Source organism: Streptosporangium sandarakinum (genome assembly GCF_050942225.1).
GTDB classification, from domain to species: Bacteria; Actinomycetota; Actinomycetes; order Streptosporangiales; family Streptosporangiaceae; genus Streptosporangium; species Streptosporangium nondiastaticum.
Window position 1 is genome coordinate 1,342,232 of the sequence record NZ_CP192034.1, and the last position, 20,452, is coordinate 1,362,683.

The 20,452-nt window shown below is 72.8% G+C and carries 20 protein-coding genes and 1 pseudogene; 10 read left to right on the plus strand and 11 right to left on the minus strand.

The features are described from left to right. Positions 1-2: 2 nt before the first annotated feature. Both ahcY and ACQP10_RS06460 read left to right on the plus strand, forming a co-directional pair. On the plus strand, positions 3-1,430 hold the full coding sequence (gene ahcY, locus ACQP10_RS06455; protein ID WP_346021899.1) for an adenosylhomocysteinase: 1,428 nt from the start codon (positions 3-5) through the stop codon (positions 1,428-1,430). Positions 1,431-1,658: 228 nt separating this feature from the next. Then, on the plus strand, positions 1,659-2,912 hold the full coding sequence (locus tag ACQP10_RS06460) for an adenosylhomocysteinase (protein ID WP_346021900.1): 1,254 nt from the start codon (positions 1,659-1,661) through the stop codon (positions 2,910-2,912). An 80-nt stretch (positions 2,913-2,992) separates the two neighbouring features. Here ACQP10_RS06460 and ACQP10_RS06465 read toward each other — a convergent pair whose 3' ends face one another. After that, entirely contained in the window at positions 2,993-3,634 is a 642-nt protein-coding gene (locus tag ACQP10_RS06465) for a DUF305 domain-containing protein (RefSeq protein WP_346021901.1), read from the minus strand. A gap of 186 nt (positions 3,635-3,820) precedes the next feature. Here ACQP10_RS06465 and ACQP10_RS06470 point away from each other — a divergent pair, with 186 nt between their 5' ends. Continuing rightward, complete coding sequence (locus tag ACQP10_RS06470) at positions 3,821-5,245, plus strand: LVIVD repeat-containing protein (RefSeq protein WP_346021902.1); 1,425 nt, start codon at positions 3,821-3,823, stop codon at positions 5,243-5,245. A gap of 96 nt (positions 5,246-5,341) precedes the next feature. On the opposite strand, the gene ACQP10_RS06475 is transcribed toward ACQP10_RS06470, so the two are convergent. Next, positions 5,342-6,292, minus strand: coding sequence for an RDD family protein (locus ACQP10_RS06475; protein WP_433541043.1), 951 nt, complete (start codon positions 6,290-6,292; stop codon positions 5,342-5,344). Between the two features lie 164 nt (positions 6,293-6,456). On the opposite strand from ACQP10_RS06475, the gene ACQP10_RS06480 reads away from it, so the two are divergent. The 7 genes from ACQP10_RS06480 (at position 6,457) to ACQP10_RS06510 (ending at position 13,657) form a co-directional block, all read left to right on the plus strand. Beyond that, positions 6,457-7,461: a LacI family DNA-binding transcriptional regulator gene (locus tag ACQP10_RS06480; protein WP_179819428.1), complete on the plus strand. Its 1,005-nt coding sequence runs from the start codon at positions 6,457-6,459 to the stop codon at positions 7,459-7,461. Beyond that, complete coding sequence (locus tag ACQP10_RS06485) at positions 7,458-8,993, plus strand: sugar ABC transporter ATP-binding protein (RefSeq protein WP_346021905.1); 1,536 nt, start codon at positions 7,458-7,460, stop codon at positions 8,991-8,993. The genes ACQP10_RS06480 and ACQP10_RS06485 overlap by 4 nt, the downstream gene beginning before the upstream one ends. Next, on the plus strand, positions 8,977-9,966 hold the full coding sequence (locus tag ACQP10_RS06490) for an ABC transporter permease (protein ID WP_433541044.1): 990 nt from the start codon (positions 8,977-8,979) through the stop codon (positions 9,964-9,966). Before ACQP10_RS06485 ends, ACQP10_RS06490 begins: the two co-directional genes overlap by 17 nt. Before the next feature lie 27 nt (positions 9,967-9,993). Next, on the plus strand, positions 9,994-10,956 hold the full coding sequence (locus tag ACQP10_RS06495; protein WP_281395031.1) for a D-ribose ABC transporter substrate-binding protein: 963 nt from the start codon (positions 9,994-9,996) through the stop codon (positions 10,954-10,956). Beyond that, positions 10,956-11,894 (plus strand): ribokinase, encoded by a 939-nt coding sequence (locus ACQP10_RS06500; protein WP_346021906.1) that lies wholly within the window; start codon positions 10,956-10,958, stop codon positions 11,892-11,894. Before ACQP10_RS06495 ends, ACQP10_RS06500 begins: the two co-directional genes overlap by 1 nt. A 115-nt stretch (positions 11,895-12,009) precedes the next feature. Further along, positions 12,010-12,399, plus strand: coding sequence for a D-ribose pyranase (gene rbsD, locus ACQP10_RS06505; protein ID WP_179819425.1), 390 nt, complete (start codon positions 12,010-12,012; stop codon positions 12,397-12,399). Between the two features lie 262 nt (positions 12,400-12,661). Continuing rightward, a complete protein-coding gene (locus ACQP10_RS06510; RefSeq protein ID WP_179819424.1) occupies positions 12,662-13,657 on the plus strand; it encodes a stage II sporulation protein M in 996 nt (331 codons plus the stop codon). Positions 13,658-13,723: 66 nt separating this feature from the next. On the opposite strand, the gene ACQP10_RS06515 is transcribed toward ACQP10_RS06510, so the two are convergent. The 9 genes and pseudogenes from ACQP10_RS06515 to ACQP10_RS06555 form a co-directional block, all read right to left on the minus strand. Then, positions 13,724-13,972, minus strand: coding sequence for a hypothetical protein (locus ACQP10_RS06515; RefSeq protein WP_346021907.1), 249 nt, complete (start codon positions 13,970-13,972; stop codon positions 13,724-13,726). Continuing rightward, the gene (locus ACQP10_RS06520) at positions 13,973-14,317 is read right to left on the minus strand and encodes a DUF6247 family protein (protein ID WP_346021908.1); all 345 of its coding nucleotides are present in this window, start codon (positions 14,315-14,317) and stop codon (positions 13,973-13,975) included. It lies immediately after the preceding gene. Next, the gene (locus tag ACQP10_RS06525; RefSeq protein ID WP_346021909.1) at positions 14,314-14,679 is read right to left on the minus strand and encodes a helix-turn-helix domain-containing protein; all 366 of its coding nucleotides are present in this window, start codon (positions 14,677-14,679) and stop codon (positions 14,314-14,316) included. The genes ACQP10_RS06520 and ACQP10_RS06525 overlap by 4 nt, the downstream gene beginning before the upstream one ends. A 70-nt stretch (positions 14,680-14,749) precedes the next feature. Beyond that, positions 14,750-15,829 carry a DUF58 domain-containing protein gene (locus ACQP10_RS06530; protein ID WP_433541045.1) on the minus strand — a complete coding sequence of 360 codons (1,080 nt, stop codon included), beginning with the start codon at positions 15,827-15,829 and terminating at the stop codon, positions 14,750-14,752. Between the two features lie 11 nt (positions 15,830-15,840). After that, positions 15,841-16,185 (minus strand): hypothetical protein, encoded by a 345-nt coding sequence (locus ACQP10_RS06535; RefSeq protein WP_433541046.1) that lies wholly within the window; start codon positions 16,183-16,185, stop codon positions 15,841-15,843. An 8-nt stretch (positions 16,186-16,193) separates the two neighbouring features. Next, entirely contained in the window at positions 16,194-17,174 is a 981-nt protein-coding gene (locus tag ACQP10_RS06540) for an AAA family ATPase (protein WP_346022136.1), read from the minus strand. Between the two features lie 2 nt (positions 17,175-17,176). Beyond that, positions 17,177-18,456, minus strand: a pseudogene (locus tag ACQP10_RS06545) (DUF4350 domain-containing protein). Beyond that, positions 18,453-19,154 (minus strand): DUF4129 domain-containing protein, encoded by a 702-nt coding sequence (locus tag ACQP10_RS06550; RefSeq protein WP_346021911.1) that lies wholly within the window; start codon positions 19,152-19,154, stop codon positions 18,453-18,455. Before ACQP10_RS06550 ends, ACQP10_RS06545 begins: the two are co-directional and overlap by 4 nt. Next, a complete protein-coding gene (locus ACQP10_RS06555; RefSeq protein WP_346021912.1) occupies positions 19,139-20,446 on the minus strand; it encodes a glycerophosphoryl diester phosphodiesterase membrane domain-containing protein in 1,308 nt (435 codons plus the stop codon). Before ACQP10_RS06555 ends, ACQP10_RS06550 begins: the two co-directional genes overlap by 16 nt. Between the last annotated feature and the right edge of the window lie 6 nt (positions 20,447-20,452).

Here is a 20,452-nt window from a genome sequence, read left to right on the forward strand (position 1 = left end):
ACATGGACTTCAAGGTCGCCGACCTTTCCCTTGCCGCCTTCGGGCGCAGGGAGATCCAGCTCGCCGAGCACGAGATGCCGGGCCTGATGGCCATCCGCAAGGAGTACGCCGAGGCCAGGCCCCTGGCCGGTGCGAAGATCATGGGCTCGCTGCACATGACGATCCAGACCGCCGTGCTCATCGAGACCCTGGTCGCGCTCGGCGCCGAGGTCCGCTGGGTCAGCTGCAACATCTTCTCCACCCAGGACCACGCCGCCGCGGCCGTCGTCGTGGGCCCCGAGGGCACCGTCGACGACCCCAAGGGCGTCCCGGTCTTCGCCTGGAAGGGCGAGACCCTGGAGGAGTACTGGTGGTGCACCGAGCAGGCGCTGAACTGGCCCGGCGGTGACGGCCCCAACATGATCCTCGACGACGGCGGCGACGCCACCCTGCTCGTCCACAAGGGCGCCGAGTACGAGAAGGCCGGTGCCGTCCCCAGCGCCGCCGAGGACGACCCGGAGGAGTGGAAGGTCATCCTCGACCTGCTCCGCCGTACGGTCTCCGAGGAGAAGAGGTGGACGAAGATCGCCTCGCAGATCAAGGGTGTCACCGAGGAGACGACGACCGGCGTCCACCGCCTGTACGAGATGTTCAAGGCCGGCACGCTGCTCTTCCCGGCGATCAACGTCAACGACTCGGTCACCAAGTCGAAGTTCGACAACAAGTACGGCTGCCGCCACTCCGTCATCGACGGCCTCAACCGCGCCACCGACGTGCTCATCGGCGGCAAGGTCGCGGTCGTGTGCGGCTACGGCGACGTCGGCAAGGGCTGCGCCGACGCCCTCCGCGGCCAGGGCGCCCGCGTCATCGTCACCGAGATCGACCCGATCTGCGCCCTGCAGGCGGCCATGGACGGCTTCCAGGTCACCACCCTGGACGACGTCGTCGGGATCGCCGACATCTTCGTCACCACGACGGGCAACTTCAACATCATCACCGCCGAGCACATGGCGAAGATGAAGCACAACGCGATCGTGTCCAACATCGGTCACTTCGACAACGAGATCGACATGGCCGGGCTGGCGAAGATCCCGGGCATCGTCAAGACCGAGGTCAAGCCGCAGGTCCACACCTGGACCTTCCCCGAGGGCAACGCCATCATCGTGCTCGCCGAGGGCCGCCTGATGAACCTCGGCTGCGCCACCGGCCACCCCTCGTTCGTGATGTCGAACTCCTTCACCAACCAGGTGATCGCCCAGATCGAGCTGTTCACCAAGACCGAGCAGTACCCGATCGGCGTCTACGTGCTGCCCAAGCACCTCGACGAGAAGGTCGCCCGGCTGCACCTCGACGCGCTCGGCGTCAAGCTGACCAAGCTCACCAAGGCCCAGGCCGACTACATCGGCGTGGACGTCGAGGGCCCCTACAAGCCCGACCACTACCGCTACTAAAGGCCTCCGAAGGCTCCGCCGCCCGGCCCCCGGGCCGGGCGGCGGAGATCCGGGAACAGGTCTTCCGGCCCCCGCGGCGAACCGCGGGGGCCTTCGGGCATATGGGGCGTCGGGTACACGGGGCTTCAGGCATACAGGGCTCCGGGCATACGGGCCTCCGGGCACGCGGGGTTTCGGGCATACGGGGCTCGGACCCGCGGGGCTTCGGGCACGCGGGGTTTCGGGCACATGGGGAGAGACGTGGACAGCGAGCTCGTGGCCGCCGGAGAGCGGCGGATCGGCTGGGCGGCGCGGGCGATGCCGGTGCTCACCGCCCTCGGGGAGCGGTTCGCCGCCGAGCGGCCCCTCGACGGCCTGCGGATCGCCGCGTGCCTGCACGTGACCGCCGAGACCGCGGTGCTCATGGGCGCGCTGCGGGCGGGCGGGGCCGAGGTCGCGCTGGCCGCCTCCAACCCGCTGTCCACCCAGGACGACGTCGCCGCCGCCCTGGCCGGATACGACGTGGCCGTGCACGCGCTGGCCGGGGTGGACCGGGCGACGTACTACCGGCACATCCACCGGGCGCTCGACATCGGCCCGGACATCGTCCTCGACGACGGCTGCGACCTGGTCAACATCCTGCACACCGAGCGGACGGAGCTGCTCGACGGGGTCACCGCGGGCTGCGAGGAGACCACCACCGGGATCATCCGGCTGCGGCAGATGGCGGCCGAGGGGGCGCTGCGGTTCCCCGTCGTCGCGGTCAACGACACCCGGACCAAGCGGATGTTCGACAACCGCTACGGCACCGGCCAGTCCACGATCGACGGCATCATGCGCGCCACCAACACCCTGCTGGCCGGCAAGACCGTGGTGGTCGCCGGGTTCGGCTACTGCGGCCGGGGCGTGGCCGAGCGGGCCAGGGGGCTGGGCGCCCGGGTGGTGGTCACCGAGATCGACCCGGTCAAGGCACTGGACGCCTCGCTGCAGGGTTACGACGTGCGGCCGATGCGCGAGGCGGCCCCGGCCGGGGACGTGTTCGTCACGGTCACCGGCAACCGCGACGTGATCAGGGGCGAGCACCTGGCGGTGATGAAGGACGGCGCGATCCTCGCCAACGCCGGGCACTTCGACGTGGAGATCGACGTGCGGGCACTGGACGACCTGGCCGTGGACGTGCACCACGGCGTACGGCCCAGCACCGACGAGTACGTCCTCGCCGACGGCCGGCGGCTCCTGCTGCTGGCGGAGGGCCGCCTGGTCAACCTCACCGCCGCCGAGGGGCACCCGGCCGCGGTCATGGACATGTCCTTCTCCGCGCAGGCGCTCGCGGTCGCGTGGCTGGCCCGGGAGGGGGCGGAGCTCGCGCCGGGGGTCTACGACGTGCCGGAGGAGGTGGACGTCGAGGTGGCCCGGCTGCGGCTGGCCGCCGCCGGGATCGAGGTGGACGTCCTCACCGGCGAGCAGGAGAGGTATCTCCACTCCTGGCGGCTCGGCTCCTGACGCCCTCGCCGCCGCCGCGGCGGCCCGACGTCCGCGGCGCGTGCGGTGGTCGCGCGGCGCGGGACCCCGCGGGCGGCGGGTCAGAGGCCGGCGAGGATCTCCCGCATCCTGTTGATCTCGGCGGTCTGGCCGACGGAGATCTCGTTGGCCAGCTCTTCGATCTTGATGTGTGAGCCGTCGACCAGGACCTGCCCCGACATCGTCAGCGCGCCCTGGTGGTGGGCGGTCATGAGCTCCAGGAAGAGCCGGTCGAAGTCCTCGCCGGAGGCGGCCTTGAGGGCCGCCATCTGCTCGGGGGTGGCCATCCCGGGCATGGAGGGCATGGCGGCGTGGTCGCCGTGCTGGTCGGGGACCCGCTGACCCTGCTGCCGCAGCCAGGTGATCATGTACTGGATCTCCGGGCCCTGGGCGTCCTTGATGCGCGCGGCCAGCCCCTTGACCTTGGTGTTCCGGGCCCGGGTGGGGGCCAGGGACGCCATGTCGAGCGCCTGCCGGTGGTGGACGATCATGTCCTGCACGTACTTGACGTCGGCTGCGTTGGCGGTGGGGGAGGGCACGGCGGTGGCGGCCTCACCGGGACTGAGCGTCCTGGCGGGCTCACCGGGGCGGCCGGGCGCGATGATCGGCGCCGTCTGCAGTGCCTGGGCAGGGGGGCGGTCGGCGCCGGCGCTGCACGCGCTCAGGCACAGGACGGCGGCCACGGCGACGAGCGCTCCGCGCACCCGACCTCCTCGAACGTATCCCGGTAACAACGTCGGAACACCCTAATATGCCCATAAGGGGTAGGTAAATAGAGCAAAACGGAAAAACTTACTGACACTGTGAAGGCTTGTACGACCCTCGCTTCAGGATGAACGATTCAGACATTTATGCGACTTTTATGGCGCATATGGCAAGGAGGTTCATCAGTGTTCACCCCCCGAGGGAAGGGTCTGACCGGCCGCTTCCTCATCGTGGCGGGCGTGGCGGCGGCGCTGTCGCTGTCCACCGTGCCCGCCCAAGCCGCTGACATCCCCGCCCCCGGCGAGATCGTCATGAGCGAGAACATCGAGCACGTCACCAACGTCCCGAAGCCCGCGGCGCTGGCGGACATCAACACCGACATCGCCTTCCAGGGCGACTACGCCTACGTGGGCAACTACAGCGGCTTCTCCATCTACGACATCAAGCACCCCAAGCGGACCTCGGTGGTCAGCTCGGTGGTCTGCCCCGGTGGCCAGATGGACATGGCCGTCTACGGGAACCTCCTCTTCGGCGCCGTCGACTCCTCCCGCAACAACGACTCCTGCAGCAGCACGTCCCAGAGTGCGGCGAACAAGAACTCGTGGGAGGGCGTCCGGATCTTCGACGTCAGCGACAAGAAGAACCCCAAGTACGTCAAGGCGGTCGAGACCAACTGCGGCTCGCACACCCTGACCCTGGTGCCCGGCAAGGGAGCCGACCGGAGCAACGTCTACGTCTACGTCTCCTCCTACGGCCCGAACGACTCCTTCCCCGACTGCAGGACGCCGCACGACAAGATCTCCATCATCAAGGTGCCGCTGGCGAAGCCGGCGGACGCGGCGGTCGTCAGCACCCCGGTGCTCTTCCCGGACGGCGGCAACCCCGGCGAGCCGGACAAGCAGTACCCCTACCGCACGTCGGCGACCACCGGCTGCCACGACATCACCTCCTACCCGGAGAAGGACATCGCGGCCGGCGCCTGCATGGGCGAGGGCATCCTGATGGACATCTCCGACCCGGTGAACCCCAAGGTCACCTCGACCGTCCGTGACGACGAGAACTTCGCGTTCTGGCACTCGGCGACCTTCAACAACGAGGGCACCAAGGTCATCTTCACCGACGAGCTCGGCGGCGGCGGCGCGGCCACCTGCAACGAGGCGATCGGCCCGAACCGCGGCGCCAACGCCTACTACGACCTCTCCGGCACCACGCTGACGTTCCGGAGCTACTTCAAGATCCCGCGTCACCAGGCCGACACCGAGAACTGCGTCGCGCACAACGGCTCGCTGATCCCGGTCAAGGGCAAGGACATCATGGTCCAGGCCTGGTACCAGGGCGGCATCTCGGTCGTCGACTTCACCGACTCGGCCAACCCGCGCGAGATCGCGTTCTTCGAGCGCGGCCCCGACAACACCGCTCCCGCGCTGAGCGGCGGCTTCTGGTCGGCCTACTACTACAACGGCTACATCTACGGCAGTGACTTCAACCTCGGCTTCGACGTCCTGCGGATCAACGACCCGCTGACGAACCAGGCCAAGAGCGTCAAGATGGACATCTTCAACGCCCAGACCCAGCCTTCCTACGGTCACGGCGCCAACCACGGCGGCTGATCGCGCACCGATCGGCTCTTCCTGAGCGTCGCCGAGGGGGCGGTGGGAGAAGATCCCGCCGCCCCCTTCGCGTGCCGTACGGCGTGCCGGGCCGGGTCAGGCCGGGGGGACGAACCCGCCGGGGGTCGCCCCGGGAGCCGGGGGCCCCGGGGGCGGCGCCGGAGGCCGGTCCCGCATCACGGGCGGCGGGCCGTACGGCGCCGCGGGCGGAGGACCGTACGGCGCGGCCGGCGGAGGAGCGGCGGCGGGCCGATGGGCGGCGGGGAAGGGCGCGGCGTACGGCGGGTACCCGGGCGCGCCGCCTCGCCCGGACAGCCGTGCCTGGTCGCGGCGGCGGCGCTCGGCCAGGACGGCGGTCAGGTAGGCGAACGGCGGGACGCCCGGCGGCGGGGGCGGGGAGACGAAGGCCGACATCTCGGCGGCGATGCGCGCGCCCATCTCGTGCTGGACGGCGGGTGACAGGTCGCTCCGGCGGGTGAGGTACCGGGCGGCGGTCGCCGCGACCTCCTCGGGCAGTCGGGACAGCTCCAGCGTCGCCGCCCACGCGGCCAGCGGCGGCGGCATCTCCAGCGGCGGGCCGTACCGGCGGGGGGCGCGCTCGGCGATCACGATGGTCCCGGCGAAGACGTCGCCGAGGCGCTTGCCCTTCTCCGAGACCAGCGAGCTGATCAGGGCTGGGGCGCCGCTGAGCGTCCAGATCTCCAGCACCCCGGCCAGGCCGCGGAACAGGGCCTGGCGGAACCGCTCGGGGCCGCCGTCGTCGCTGACCACCCGCAGGCCCAGGGCCAGCTTGCCGAGGCTGCGCCCGCGCGAGAGCGTCTCGAAGATCACCGGATAGCCGACCAGGACCAGCACGGACAGCGCGATGTACACCATGGCGGTCAGCGCCGGGTCGGAGACGAGCAGCAGGCTGCCGGCCACGAAGGACGCCCCGGCCAGCGTCACGAGCTGGACCAGGATGTCGATGAGCAGCGCGGCCACCCGGCTCGGAAGCTGGGCGATCCGGACTTCGACGACGACCGCCTCGCCGGTTACGACCTCGGACACACCAGCACCCTACCGGCGGCCGGGTCCCGGGCGCCTGCCCCGGAAGCACGGGGTCCGGCGGCCCGGAAGCGGAAGGTGATCTGTGACGCAGGCCACCACCGGCGGGGATGGTGTTCATGTAATCGATTACATACCCTCATGTAATCGATTACACGGGAGGGCCGGTGGCACGTATCAAGGATGTGGCCGTTCGCGCGGGTGTGTCCGTCGCCACGGTCTCCCGGGTCCTCAACGCCAATCCCTCGGTGTCCGAGGAGACCCGGAACCGGGTCTACGCCGCGATGACGGAGCTGAACTACGTCCCCAACGCGGTGGCGCGCTCGCTGCGCACCGAGGCGACCCGGACACTCGGCCTGATCATCGGTGACATCCTCAACCCGTTCTTCGCCGAGCTGGCCCGCGCGGTCGAGGACACGGCGCGCAAGGCCGGCTACACCGTCGTCATCGGCAACGCCGACGAGCGGGCCGAGGAGCAGGACCACTATGTGCGCACCCTCATCGAGCAGCGGGTGGACGGGCTGCTGATCTGCCCCACCGCCGAGGTCACCCCGCTGGTGGAGCAGGCGGCCGCGACGGGCGACCCGCTGGTGTTCATCGACCGCGTGCTCCCCGGCATGGACGTGCCGTCGGTCCGGGTCGACGGGACCGCCGCGATCGGCGAGCTCGTCGGCCACCTGAAGAGGCTGGGGCACCGGCGGGTGGCCCTCATCTCCGGCCCGCTCCGCCTCTCCACCGGCCGGGAGCGCACCGACGCCTTCGTGAAGGCGGTGGCCGAACACGGGATGGAGCTGCGCCCGGAGTACATTCAGTCGGGGGACTTCCAGCTGGCCAGCGGCCGGGCACTCAGCGCCAGGCTCCTGGACCTGCCGGAGCCGCCCGAGGTGATCTTCGGGGGCGACAACCTGATGACCCTGGGCGCGCTGGACGAGATCCGGGCGCGCGGTCTGCGCATCCCCGAGGACGTGGCACTGGCGTCCTTCGACGACGTGCCGTGGTTCCCCCATATGAACCCCCCGATAACAGCCATCAGCCAGCCCGTCGCCGAACTGGGCGCGCGCGCCGTGCGGGTCATCCTCGACCGGCTCCACGGGCGGCCCGCCGGGTCGGTGGTCCTGCCCGCCGTACTGGTGCCCAGGCAGTCGTGCGGGGAAGGAAGGAACGTCTCGTGACGAACGACGACAGCCCCCGGGGCGGGGCGGCCGGAGGCGAGATCCTCCGCGTCGAGGGACTGCGCAAGGAGTTCCCCGGCGTGGTGGCCCTGGACGGGGTCGACTTCGACCTGCGGGCCGGCGAGGTCCACGTCCTGCTCGGCGAGAACGGCGCGGGCAAGAGCACGCTGATCAAGATGCTCTCCGGGGCCTACCGCCCCGACGCCGGACGGATCGTCGTCGACGGCGCGCCCGTCGAGATCCGCGGCGCCGGAGACGCCCAGCGGCTCGGCATCGCCACCATCTACCAGGAGTTCAACCTGGTCCCCGAGCTGTCCGTCGGCGAGAACCTCGCGCTGGGCCGCCCGCCCCGCCGCTTCGGGCTCGTCGACACGAAGAAGATGCACGAGCGGGCGCGCGAGCTGCTGGCCCGGGTCGGCGTGGACGTCGACCCGCGCACCCCGGTCGGCCGCCTCGGCATCGCCCGCATGCAGATGGTCGAGATCGCCAAGGCGCTCGCCCTGAACGCCCGGGTGCTCATCATGGACGAGCCCACCGCCGTGCTGACGACCAGCGAGGTCGAGCGGCTGTTCGCCATCGTCCGCCAGCTCCGCGACCAGGGCGTGGCGATCGTGTTCATCACCCACCACCTGGAGGAGATCCCGCAGGTCGGCGACCGGGTCACCGTGCTGCGGGACGGCCGCTCGGTCACGCAGGTGCCGGCGAGCACGCCGGAGAACGAGCTGGTCAGGCTCATGGTGGGCCGGCCGATCGACCAGCAGTACCCCCGGGAGCCCGCGGCGCCCGGCGAGCCGCTGCTGCGGGTCCGGGGCCTGGGCCGGCGCGGCGCGTTCGAGGACGTCTCCTTCGAGGTCCGCGCCGGCGAGGTCGTCGGCCTGGCCGGGCTGGTGGGCGCGGGCCGTACGGAGGTCGCGCGGGCGGTCTTCGGCGCCGACTCCTACGACACCGGAGAGGTCCTGGTGAACGGCCGCCCGCTGCCGCGCGGCGACGTCCACGCGGCCATGGAGGCCGGTCTCGGCCTGGTCCCGGAGGACCGCAAGGGCCAGGGGCTGGTCCTCGGCGCCGACATCGCCGAGAACCTCGGGCTGGTCACGCTCCGCCGGGCCAGCCGCGGTGGATTCGTCGACCGGGCCGGGCAGCGCCGGGCCGCCGCCGACGTCGCCGGACGGCTCGGCGTGCGGATGAGCGGCCTCGGCCAGGAGGTCCGCACACTCTCCGGCGGCAACCAGCAGAAGATCGTAATCGGGAAATGGCTGCTCGCCGACGCGAGCGTGCTCATCCTCGACGAGCCCACCCGCGGCATCGACGTGGGGGCCAAGGTCGAGATCTACCAGTTGATCAACTCGCTCACCGCCTCCGGGCACGCGGTGCTCATGATCTCCAGCGATCTCCCCGAGATCCTCGGGATGAGCGACCGCGTGCTGGTGATGGCACGCGGCAGGCTCGCCGGAGAGCTCGCCGCGCGTGAAGCGACCCAGGACTCGGTGATGGCCCTGGCCGTCAGCGAGGTGGAGGATGCACGTGTCCACTGATGTGCTCAACGGGACCGCCAAGGCGACGCGGCGCCGGCACCCGGCCGCCGCCTGGCTGGCCGAGAACGGCGCGCTGGTCGCCCTGGTCGTGCTCGTGGTCGGCCTGTCGCTGCTGTCGGGTGACTTCCTGACGGTGACGAACCTGCTCAACGTGGGCGTCCAGGCGGCGGTCACCGCGATCCTCGCCTTCGGCGTCACCTTCGTCATCATCACCGGCGGCATCGACCTGTCGGTCGGCTCCGTCGCCGCGCTGTCGGCGATCGTGCTGGCCTGGCTGGCGACCGACTCGGGCCTGCCGTGGCCGCTGGCCGTCCTCGTCGCCCTGGCCGTCGGCCTGGTGTGCGGGCTCGCCAACGCGGCCCTGATCGCGTACGGCAAGCTGCCGCCGTTCATCGCCACCCTGGCCATGCTGGGCATCGCCCGCGGCCTGGCCCTGGTCATCTCCCAGGGCAGCCCGATCGCCCTGCCCGACGCCGTCACCCACCTGGGCGACACCATCGGCGACTACCTGCCGATCCCGGTCCTCGTCATGATCGCCATGGGGCTGATCACCGCCCTGGTCCTGAGCCGGACCTACTCCGGGCGGGCGATCTACGCCATCGGCGGCAACGAGGAGGCCGCCCGGCTCTCCGGCATCAAGGTCGACCGGCAGAAGCTCATCACCTACGGCCTGTCGGGTCTCTTCGCCGCCATCGCCGGCATCGTCCTGGCCAGCCGGCTCGCCTCGGCGCAGCCCCAGGCGGCCTCCGGCTACGAGCTCGACGCCATCGCCGCCGTCGTCATCGGCGGGGCGAGCCTGTCGGGCGGCAAGGGCCGGGCCTTCGGCACCTTCATCGGAGCGCTCATCCTCGCGGTGCTGCGCAACGGCCTCAATCTGCTCTCCGTCTCCGCCTTCTGGCAGCAGGTCGTCATCGGAGTGGTGATCGCGCTCGCGGTCCTCTCCGACACCCTGCGCCGCAAGGCCACCACCTGAGAACCACCCCGAGGGGAAAGAAACATCATGATCAAGCGCACCATCAGCATCGCCGCGGCCGGAGCCGCGCTCGCCCTGGGTCTCACGGCCTGCGGCTCGGGTGGCTCGGACGGCTCCTCCGCCGGCGGCTCGGGGGCGTCGGGCGGGGACATCAAGATCGGCATGTCGGTCTCCACCCTCAACAACCCCTACTTCGTCCAGCTCCGCAAGGGCGCCGAGGAGGAGGCGAAGAAGGAGGGCGTCGCGCTGACCGTCACCGACGCCCAGAACGACGCCTCCCAGCAGGTCAACCAGATCCAGAACTTCGCCGGCCAGAACATGAAGGCGATCGTCATCAACCCGGTCGACTCCGACGCCGCCGGGCCCGCGGTCAAGGCCGCGGAACGTTCCAAGATCCCGGTGATCGCCGCCGACCGCGGCGTCAACGGCGGCACCGTCGCGCAGACCGTGGCCTCCGACAACGTCGAGGGCGGCCGGCTCGCCGCGCAGGAACTGGCCAAGGAGATGGGCGAGAAGGGCAAGGTCGTCGTCCTGCAGGGCGTGCCCGGCACCTCCGCGGCCCGCGACCGGGGCCAGGGCTTCACCGAGGGCATCAAGGCGTTCCCGAACATCCAGGTGATCGCCCAGCAGCCGGCCGACTTCGACCGGACCAAGGGCCTGGACGTCATGACCAACCTCCTGCAGTCCAACCCCGGCATCACCGGCGTGTTCGCCCAGAACGACGAGATGGCCCTCGGCGCCGTCAAGGCGCTGGGCGCCAAGGCGGGCAAGGAGGTCAAGGTCATCGGCTTCGACGGCACCCCCGACGGTCTCAAGGCCGTCCAGGACGGCACGCTGAGCGCCACCGTCGCCCAGCAGCCGGCCCTCCTCGGCCAGCAGGCCGTCCAGGGCGCCGTCAAGGCCGCCAAGGGCGAGAAGGTGGAGGCCACGGTCGCCGTGCCCGTGAAGATCGTGAACAAGGACAACGTCGCAGAGTTCGCGGGCTCGTGATGAGCGACCGCATCACCGGATCTCCCCGGCCGGGGGCGGGCCCCGGCCGGCCGGCGTCGCCGTACGACGTGGTGGTCGTGGGGTCGGTCAACGCCGACCTGGTGGTCCGCGTCGCCCGGCGGCCCGCGCCGGGCGAGACCGTGATCGGCTCGGAGCTCGTCACCCACCCCGGTGGCAAGGGCGCCAACCAGGCCGTCGCCGCGGCCCGGCTCGGCGCCCGGGTCGCCATCCTCGGCCGGGTCGGCTCCGACAGCCACGGCGAGTTCCTGCGCGAGGCGCTGCGCATCGACGGTGTGGACCTCGGCCACCTCATCGAGACGCCCGGCCCGAGCGGGGTCGCGTTGATCTCCGTGGGCTCCGACGGCGACAACAGCATCATCGTCTCGCCCGGCGCCAACGGGCGGCTGACCGAGGACGACATCGCCGCCGCCGAACGCCTGCTGTCCGCGGCGCCGGTCGTCTGCCTGCAGTTGGAGAGCCCGCTGGCCACGGTGGTGGCGGCGGCGCGGGTCGCGGGCCGGGTGGTCTTCAACCTCTCGCCGCCGGCGGTGGTGCCGGACGAGCTGCTGGAGGCGTGCGACCCGCTCATCGTCAACCAGCACGAGGCCGCGCTGCTCCTCGGCAGCCACGACACCCCCGGACGGCAGGCACGGGAACTGCTGTCGCTCGGCCCCCGCTCGGTGGTCCTCACCCTCGGCGCCGACGGCGCGATCGTCGCCGAGGGCGATGACGTCACCGCGGTGCCGAGCCCGAGGGTGGAGCCCGTGGACACCACCGGCGCCGGCGACGCGTTCACCGGGGCGCTGGCCTGGCGCCTGTCGCAGGGTGACCACCTGGTCGCCGCCACCTCGTTCGCGGTCCGGGTGGGTGCCGCGTCCGTGCGCCGGCACGGCGCGCAGAGCTCCTACCCCCGGATCGGGGACCTGGAGTCGCTGTGAGCCCGGAGACACCGCGGGCCCGGAACGGCCGTGAGGGTGGAGCCGCCGTGAGCCCGGAATCGTCGCGGGTCCGGAACCGCCGTGAGGATGGAGTCGCCGTGAGAGTGGGGTCGCCGTGAAGCGCGCGGGAATCCTCAACGCGGCCCTGTCCGGCGCGCTCGCCCGTCTCGGCCACACCGACGAGGTGCTCGTCTGCGACGCCGGGATGCCGCTGCCGCCCGGGGTGGAGGTCGTCGACCTCGCCTTCCTGCCGGGGGTCCCGGCCTTCGCCGACGTGCTGGACGGCCTCCTCGCCGAGCTGGTCGTGGAGGGCGCCGTCGCGGCCGAGGAGGTCCGGGCGGCCAACCCAGCGTGCCACGCGCTGCTCGGCGAACGGCTGCCCGCCCTGGCCCATGTCCCGCACGAGCGGCTCAAGGAGCTGTCCCGCTCCGCCCGGCTGGTGGTGCGGACCGGCGAGGCACGGCCGTACGCCAACGTGATCCTGCGCTGCGGCGTCGCGTTCTGAACCGCTTGAACCACTGAACCGCTTGAACCACTGAACCGCTTGAACCACTGAACCGCTTGAACCACTGAACCGCTGAACCGCTGAACCGCTGAACCGCTGAGCGACCGAGCGGCTGAGGCGCTGAGCGACTGAACCGCGGAGCCGGCGGTCCGTGCGGTCTATGCGGTCCTGTGGCCCGTGCGGTCCTGTGGCCCGTCCCGAGCCGGATTCGGACGGGCCGCACGGAAGTCCCGGCCGCGCGGAAGGTGGATACGCTTTCCGGGTGGACATCGACGCGTTCGTCACCGCGCACCGCCCCTCCTGGGACCGTCTGGAACACCTGGTCCGGAGGCGCAGGTCACTGGACGGCGCCGAGATCGACGAACTCGTGGAGCTCTACCAGCGGACCGCCACCCATCTCTCCATCGTGCGTTCCGGCCCCACCGACCCGATCCTGGTGAGCCACCTGTCGTCGCTGGTCGCCCGGGCCCGCTCGGCGGTGACCGGCGCGCACGCCCCCGCCTGGCGGGAGTTCGTCCGGTTCTTCACCGTCTCGTTCCCGGTGGTCGCCTATCGCGCCCGGTGGTGGTGGCTCGGCACCACCGCCGCGTTCCTCCTGGTCTCGGCGGTCGTCGCGGTCTGGGTGGCGGGAGACCCGGCCGTGCAGGCCGCGATCGGCACCCCGGAGGAGATCACCCGGCTCGTCGACCACGACTTCGCCGACTACTACTCCGAGCACCCCGCGGCCTCCTTCGCCGGACAGGTCTGGGTCAACAACGCCTGGGTCTCGATGCAGGTCATCATCATGGCCGTGCTGCTCGGCCTGCCGATCCCGTACGTGCTGTGGCAGAACGCGCTGAACGTCGCGGTCTCCGCCGGGCTGATGGCCTCCCGCGGCAAGCTCGACATCTTCTTCGGCCTGATCACCCCGCACGGCCTGCTGGAGCTGACCGCGGTGTTCCTCGCCGCGGCCGTCGGCATGCGCCTGGGCTGGACGGTCATCGACCCCGGCCCCCGCAGGCGCGGCGAGGCCCTCGCCGAGCAGGGCAGGGCCGTCATGAGCGTGGCCCTCGCGCTGGTCGCGGTGCTGCTGGTCTCGGGGCTCATCGAGGGGCTCGTCACCCCCTCGCCCCTGCCCACCTGGGCGCGGATCGGCATCGGGGTCGTCGCCGAGGCGGCCTTCCTCACCTACGTGATCTACTTCGGCCGCCGCGCCCTCCGCGCGGGCGAGACCGGCGACCTGGAACGCGCCCCCGACGTCACCCCCACCTCCGGCTGACACCGAACCGGAGTACGAAGGACCGCACGTGGGACACCCGTGGCAGGTTTGGAAACGGCTTGCCTGTCATACCCACTGCACGCGGAGGATGTATATCTCCCGCTGCGGCTCCAGGACCAGATAGGTCACCAGACCGCCTTCTCCGAACGAGATGATCCGCATGTTCCCGTCGGGGCTGGCGGGGTTCGCCGGCCTGCCGGTCCATGGGGCGGTCTCCAGAAGGGCGAACACCTCAGCGAGGTAACGGACGGCTTCGGTCGGCAGCGCTGCGATCTGTTCTTCGGAGAGCGGATCGGGCGGTGTGATGGTGTACACCTACGTGTCGGTCCCGCGCTCGGCCAGTATCTCCCGCCAGGACCGGTTGCCCCGGGGAAGCGGGCGGCCCTGCTCTGCCAGGGCCCGCGCGTGGGCGGCGCGTTCGTACATCTCCTCGCGGCCCGCCCGGTCGCGGATCGAGTCACAGGCGATCAGCCACCAGGTGTGCACGAACTCCGTGAGTTTCCCCAGGTCAAGGCTGACCCGTACCTCGTCCAAGGCGAGCCGCAGACCCGAGTCGAAGGCGGCGCGGTCCTGTGGCAGGGCCAGGGCGGCGCGGATCGAACGCAGGTTCTTCTCGGGGAGAGGCGCATCCGCGCCTACCTCATGTGGCTGCGCTGTCATCGATGTCCCCTCCGCTGTTGTTCCGTCCCAAGTCTAGGAGGCTCCGTACCGGAGGGGTCTTGCCGAATCGAACACACCCCGGGGCGGCGAGGCCGCGCCGGGAGCGCCCCGGCCAGACGCCGAAGCAGGGTGACCGTCGGAGCGGTTCCGCCCTCCTCGATGCACTCGATCTCGTCCTCGGTCATGTCCGTACGCTCGGCGAGTTCGGCGACACTGAGTCCCAGTGCGTTACGCCGGTCGTACAGGGCCTTGCCGAAGGCCAGTGCCTCCCGGATCATGAGGCGTTCGAGATCGTCGGCCTGTGGCCGCGGCCGCGCCCAGCGGGTGTGACAACCGGCCACCGATCCGTCACTAAAGGTCATGGCCAAAAGCTATCCGTGATGATCCGGGGATGTCCGGCGTTTCGCGTCACCTGTTCCGGCGGGGCGGGGGTCAGAGGCGGCCGGCGGCCTTGAGGGCGAGGTAGGCGTCGGCGAGGGCGGGGGCGAGCTGCTCGGGGGCGGCGTCGACGACCTCGACGCCCTGGCGGCGCAGCCGGGCGGTGATCCGGCGCCGGTCGGCGCCCTGGCGCTCCGCCGCCGCCGCGTCGTACACCAGCTCGGGGGTGCCGCGCCCGGCGGCCATCGCCGCCACCTGCGGGTCGGACGCGGCCGCCAGCAGCACCAGGTGCCGGGAGGACAGCTGGGGGAGTACGGGCAGCAACCCCTCCTCCAGCGACGCGGCATTGAGATCGGTCAGCAGGACGACCAGGCAGCGCCGCCTGGCGCGGGCCAGGACGGCCGCGACCATGTCGGCCGCGTCGGCCTCGACCAGTTCGGCCTCGATCGGCGCCATCGCGTTGACCAGCGACGACAGCAGCTCGGTACGGCCTGCCCCGGACACCCAGGCGCGCACCGACCGGTCGTGGGCCATGAAGTCCACCCGGTCGCCGGCCCGGGCGGCCAGCGCGGCCAGCAGCAGCGCCGCGTCCATCGACCAGTCGAGCCGGGGCCAGCCCGGCGCGGTCTCCGCGCCGCCCCGCCCGCCGGGAAGCCCGCCCGAAAGGCCGCCGGGAAGCACACCCGAAGGCCCGCCGAGCCCGGCTCCCCGGCCCGCGGAGGAGCGGTCCTCCCGGCCGGCGAGCGGGACCGGGGCGGTGCCGACCCGGCCGGCCGAGGTGCGCCCGGTGTCCAGGACGATCAGCACCCGCCGGTCGCGTTCGGGCCGCCAGGTGCGGACCACGACGTCGGAGCGGCGGGCGGTGGCCCGCCAATCGATCGACCGCACGTCGTCGCCGGGCACGTACTCGCGCAGCGAGTCGAACTCGGTGCCCTGGCCCCTGACCATCGACGGGTGCGCGCCCTCCAGCTCCCTGAGCCTGGTCAGCTTGGCGGGCAGGTGCTTGCGGCTGAGGAACGGCGGCAGCACCCGCACCGACCACGGCACCCGGTGCGAGCCCTGGCGGGCCGCGATGCCCAGTGGGCCCAGCGACCGCACCGTGACGGCGGCGGCCTCCCGGTCGCCCCGGCGCACCGGGGTGAGCGTCAGCGTGAGGCGGCGGCGCTCCCCGGCCGGGACGTCCAGCGCGAAGCGCCGGGGGCGGCTCCGGCCGAGGGCGGCCAGGCGTCCCGCAGCAGGCCCCGGACCCGCCGGCGGCCGGGGTTCTCCACGATCAGGTCGACCGTGGCGGTCTCGCCGAGCCGTACCAGGCGGTCGCCGGAGCGGGTGAACCGCAGCGGGCGCACGCCCCCGGCCAGCAGCAGGTCCACCGCGACCAGCGCGGCCAGTAGCAGCGCCACCCCGGCCACGGCCGGTCCCGGCCGCGGCGCGAACAGCACGACCAGCGTGCCCAGCAGGGCCAGCAGGGCGGCCCGTCCCGTCAGTGCCATCGGATCGCTCAGCGGGGGACGGGGACGGCGGCGAGGACGGCGTCGATCAGGCCGTCGGCGGACGCGCCCTCCAGTTCGGCCTCGGGGCGGAGCTGGACGCGGTGCCGCAGCGCCGGCCGGGCCAGCGCCTTGACGTCGTCCGGGGTCACGTAGGCGCGGCCGGACAGCCAGGCCCAGGCGCGGGCGCCGGCCAGCAGCGCGGTGGCGCCGCGCGGCGAGACGCCGAGCTGCAGCGACGGCGACTGCCGGGTGGCCCGGGCGATGTCCACGATGTAGCCGAGCACTTCGGGCCCGGCGTGCACCTGGCGGACCGCGGCGCGCCCGGCCTCCAGGTCGGCGGCGGTCGCCACCGGCCTGATGTGGGACAGGTCACGCGGGTCGAAGCCGAGGGCGTGCCGCTCCAGCACGGCTACCTCCTGCTCGCGGGAGGGCAGCGGCACGGTCAGCTTGAGCATGAACCGGTCGAGCTGCGCCTCGGGGAGCTGGTAGGTGCCCTCGTACTCCACCGGGTTCTGGGTGGCGGCCACGATGAACGGATCGGGCAGCCGTCGCGGCACGCCGTCCACGCTGACCTGCCGTTCCTCCATCGCCTCCAGCAGCGCCGCCTGCGTCTTGGGCGGGGTGCGGTTGATCTCGTCGGCGAGCAGCAGGTTGGTGAAGACCGGTCCGGGCCGGAACTCGAACTCCGAGGTCTTCGCGTCGTAGACCAGGGAGCCGGTGACGTCGCCGGGCATCAGGTCGGGGGTGAACTGCACCCGCTTGAAATCCAGCGACAGCGCCGCCGAGAGGGTCCGTACGAGCAGGGTCTTGGCGACCCCGGGCACGCCTTCGAGCAGCACGTGTCCCCGGCACAGCAGGGCGATCACCAGCCCGGTGACCACGGCGTCCTGGCCGACGACGCCCTTGGCGACCTCGGTGCGCAGCGCCCCCAGCGCCTCCCGGGCGGCGTCCGCGCCGCCGTTCGCTCCGGTGGGCCGCTCGTCACACACGTTCACGAATCTCTGACCTGCCTCTCCAACATGTCCAGATATGCGGCCAGGGCGACCAGCCCGGCGTCGTCGGCCGGCGGCGGGCCGTACAGGGCGGACGCCACCTGCGGCGCGGCCTGCCCGGTCCGCTCGGCGAGCGCGCTCACCCTGGCGTCCGGCCCGGCCGCCGACGGCAGCCCGAGCCGGGGGACGACCCGGTCGGCGAAGCCCTCGCGCAGGGCGGCGGCGGCGCGGTCGCGGGCCCGCCTGGCCCGGTACAGCCTGGCCCTGCCCTCGGCGGTCTCGGCGGCCCGCACCACCACGGGCAGGCGTTCGGCCACCACCGGGCCGAGCCGCCGGCCCCGCCAGAGCGCCAGCAGCACGACCGCCAGCGCGAGCTGCGCCACGGCCCATTTGACCCCCGGCGGGACGAGATCGTAGATGCCCTGCTCGCCGGTTTCCGCCACCGCCTCCCCGGGAGGGGGAGGGACCAGCCAGACGAGCGTGGGCCTGGCGCCGGCGAGGTTCATCGCCAGCGCGGCGTTGCCGTCCTCGGCCAGGCGCAGGTTGGTCATGAAGTCGCCGTCGCCCACCGCGGTGATCGTCCGGTCGCCGTCGCGGTAGCCGACCATCGTCGGGTCGTCCCCGGCGGGGTAGCAGCCCGTCCCGCCCCGGGGGACGGCGAAGGTCGTCCCGCCCAGGTGGACGCTGCCCGCGGCGGCCGCGGCCGGCAGCGCGCAGCGGGGCTCGCGCGAGCGCGTCCGGGCCTCCCCGGTGGCGCGCAGGCCGGGGCGAGCGTCCTCAGCCGCCGGTCGCCGCCGACGAGCAGCAGGTCACCCGGCGTCCCGGCCAGTCGTGAGGCGTCCCCGGCGGTGAGCGGGAAGGCGTCGGTGACCAGCAGCGTGCTGTCGGCGGTCGCGGCGGCCCGCGCCTCGGCGGCCGAGGTGACCCGCGTGATCCGCACGCCGCGGCCCTCCAGCAGCCGGGCGAGCGCCCCGGCGCCGGACAGCGAGGTGTCGTCGGGGTCGAGCCGCCGGTCCTGGCCGCCGGTGCCGCCGAGGAGCACGCCGGCGACGGCGGCGGCCACCACGATGAGGGCGACCAGCAGCACGCCCCGGCCGCCGCGCCACAGGCTCGCGGCGGTGGGGGAGACGGACGTCGAGCCGGTTCCGGGGGCGGCGGCGAGACCCGCGGTGCCCACGGAGTCCACAGGGCCCACGGAGTTCACGGGGCCCGCCGGGTTCGTCCCCGCGTGCCCGGCGCCTGCGGTGTCCGCGGTGTCAGCGGTGCCTGCGGGGTTCATCGGGGTCCTCCCCACGCGCCCGCGCCGCCGGCCGGGTGCGCCGGGGCGGGGGCCGCGTCCGCCGGGCGCGCCGCGCGGAGCCGCTCGTCGAGGTCGCGCAGTGTCTCGTACGCCCCGGCGGTGCCCGGGGCCTCGCCGTACGTCACGTCGTCGAAGATCCGGGCCGCGGCGGCGAGCCCGGCGGCCAGGCCGGGCAGCGCGCGGCCGGCCTCGGCGGCCAGTTCGGCGGCGGTGCGGCCCGGGACGGGATCGACGATCGCGCGGTCCTCCAGGTCGCGGGCGACGGCCCGCAGCCGCTCGCGGACCGCCTCGGCCCAGGCGCCCTCGGCGGCCAGCCGTTCGGCGGCGGCGCGGTGCTCGGCCGCGGTGCGCCGGCCGTCGCCGAAGACCTCCTCGCGGCGGGCGGCGCGGCCCCCGGCCGTCCGCCGCGCGACCACGGTCAGCGCGACGACCGCGGCGACCACGAGGGCGACGAGCACCACCCGGACGGTCACGCTCCCCACGGTCCCGAGGGAGTCCTGGTCGGTGAGGTCGCCGATGAACTGGTTCACCGCCCGGACGGCGCGGTCGAACACCGACTCCCTGGCGTACCCGGCCCGGAGCAGCTCGCGGGCCGCCTCGCGGCGGGCCTCGTCACGGCCGACGTCGACCGGTGCGCCGAGGCCCGCGAGGGTCGGGAAGGTCAGGAGTGGGGCCACGAAGCTCCCTGCCCGGCCTGCGGGTACGGGCCCGGCGCGCCGGGCGTGGCGGACGGCAGCCACAGGTCGTCGGCCGACGCGTGGACCCAGCCCTGGCGCCGCTGTTCGATCGCGGCGGTCTGCAGCACGAGGTCGAACGCCTCCGAACGCATCCGCCGGTCGGCGTAGAGCAGGCCGTTGACCCCGGCCAGGAACGGATAGGTGATCATCGCGCCGACGGTGCCGCCGACCGCGATCAGGACCGCCGTGGCGATCTGCGCGCCGGTCGAACCCTGACCTCCGACGCTGATGAGGGCGGCGGCGAAGGTGAAGGGGACGGCGACCACGAAGGTGATCAGGAAGGTGATGATCCTGGTGAGGATCAGGATGCCGAGGGTCCGCCAGAAGCCGCCGTTCACCAGCCGCCAGGACCTGCGCATGGAGTCGAGGACCCCGCGCCGCTCCAGCACCGCGGCGGGCGCGGCGAGCGCCAGGCGGGTGGAGATGAACGCGGCGTAGGCGATGTAGCCGAGCACCGCCAGCGCCCCCGCCGCGACCGCCGTCCCGGGGCCGGCCCCGGCGCCCGCCAGCGCCACGACCACCACCGCGATCGCGACCACCGGAACGAGCAGGAGCAGCGCGTTGAGCGCCACCAGCCCGAACAGCGCGGGCATGCGGCCGCGGGACATCCGCCACGCCTCGCCCGCGGTCGTCCGGCCGCCGAAGACGGCCCGGCCCAGGATCCGGGTCAGCACGCCGGTGAGCAGCGTCACCACGACGAACTCCACGGCGGAGGAGACCAGTACGTCGCCGTACTGGCCGAGGAAGCCGGTCTCCCCGACGCCGTCCAGCGCGGAGGGGTCGTTCACGGCCGCGCCGACCTGGCCGAAGATGACCGCCTGGCCGATCGCGGTGGGGATCGCGCCGAGCACCGCGGCGATCGCCGAAAGGCCCAGGACGGTCTTGGGGTTGGAGCGGATCAGCCTGATCGCGCCGTCGAGGATGTCGCCGAGGCCGAGCGGGCGCAGCGGGATGATCCCGGGCCGCAGCGCGGGCGGCGGCGGGCGGTGGCCGTACGGCGGCTGCGGTCCCGGGCCGTACGGCGCCTGGGGTCCCGGGCCGGGGACGTACGGCCCGCCGGGGTGGGGCGGCCCGCCGTACGGCGCGGAGCCGTTCTGGACGGGTCCGGGGTGGGAGGCGGGCGGCGGCCCGGGCGCGGTCCACGGCGATCCCGGGGCTCCCTGGTAGGGCGGGGGCTGGTGGGCCGCCCAGCCGGAGGGGGTGTCGGGAGCGGGACCGTGACCGTCTGACATATCCCA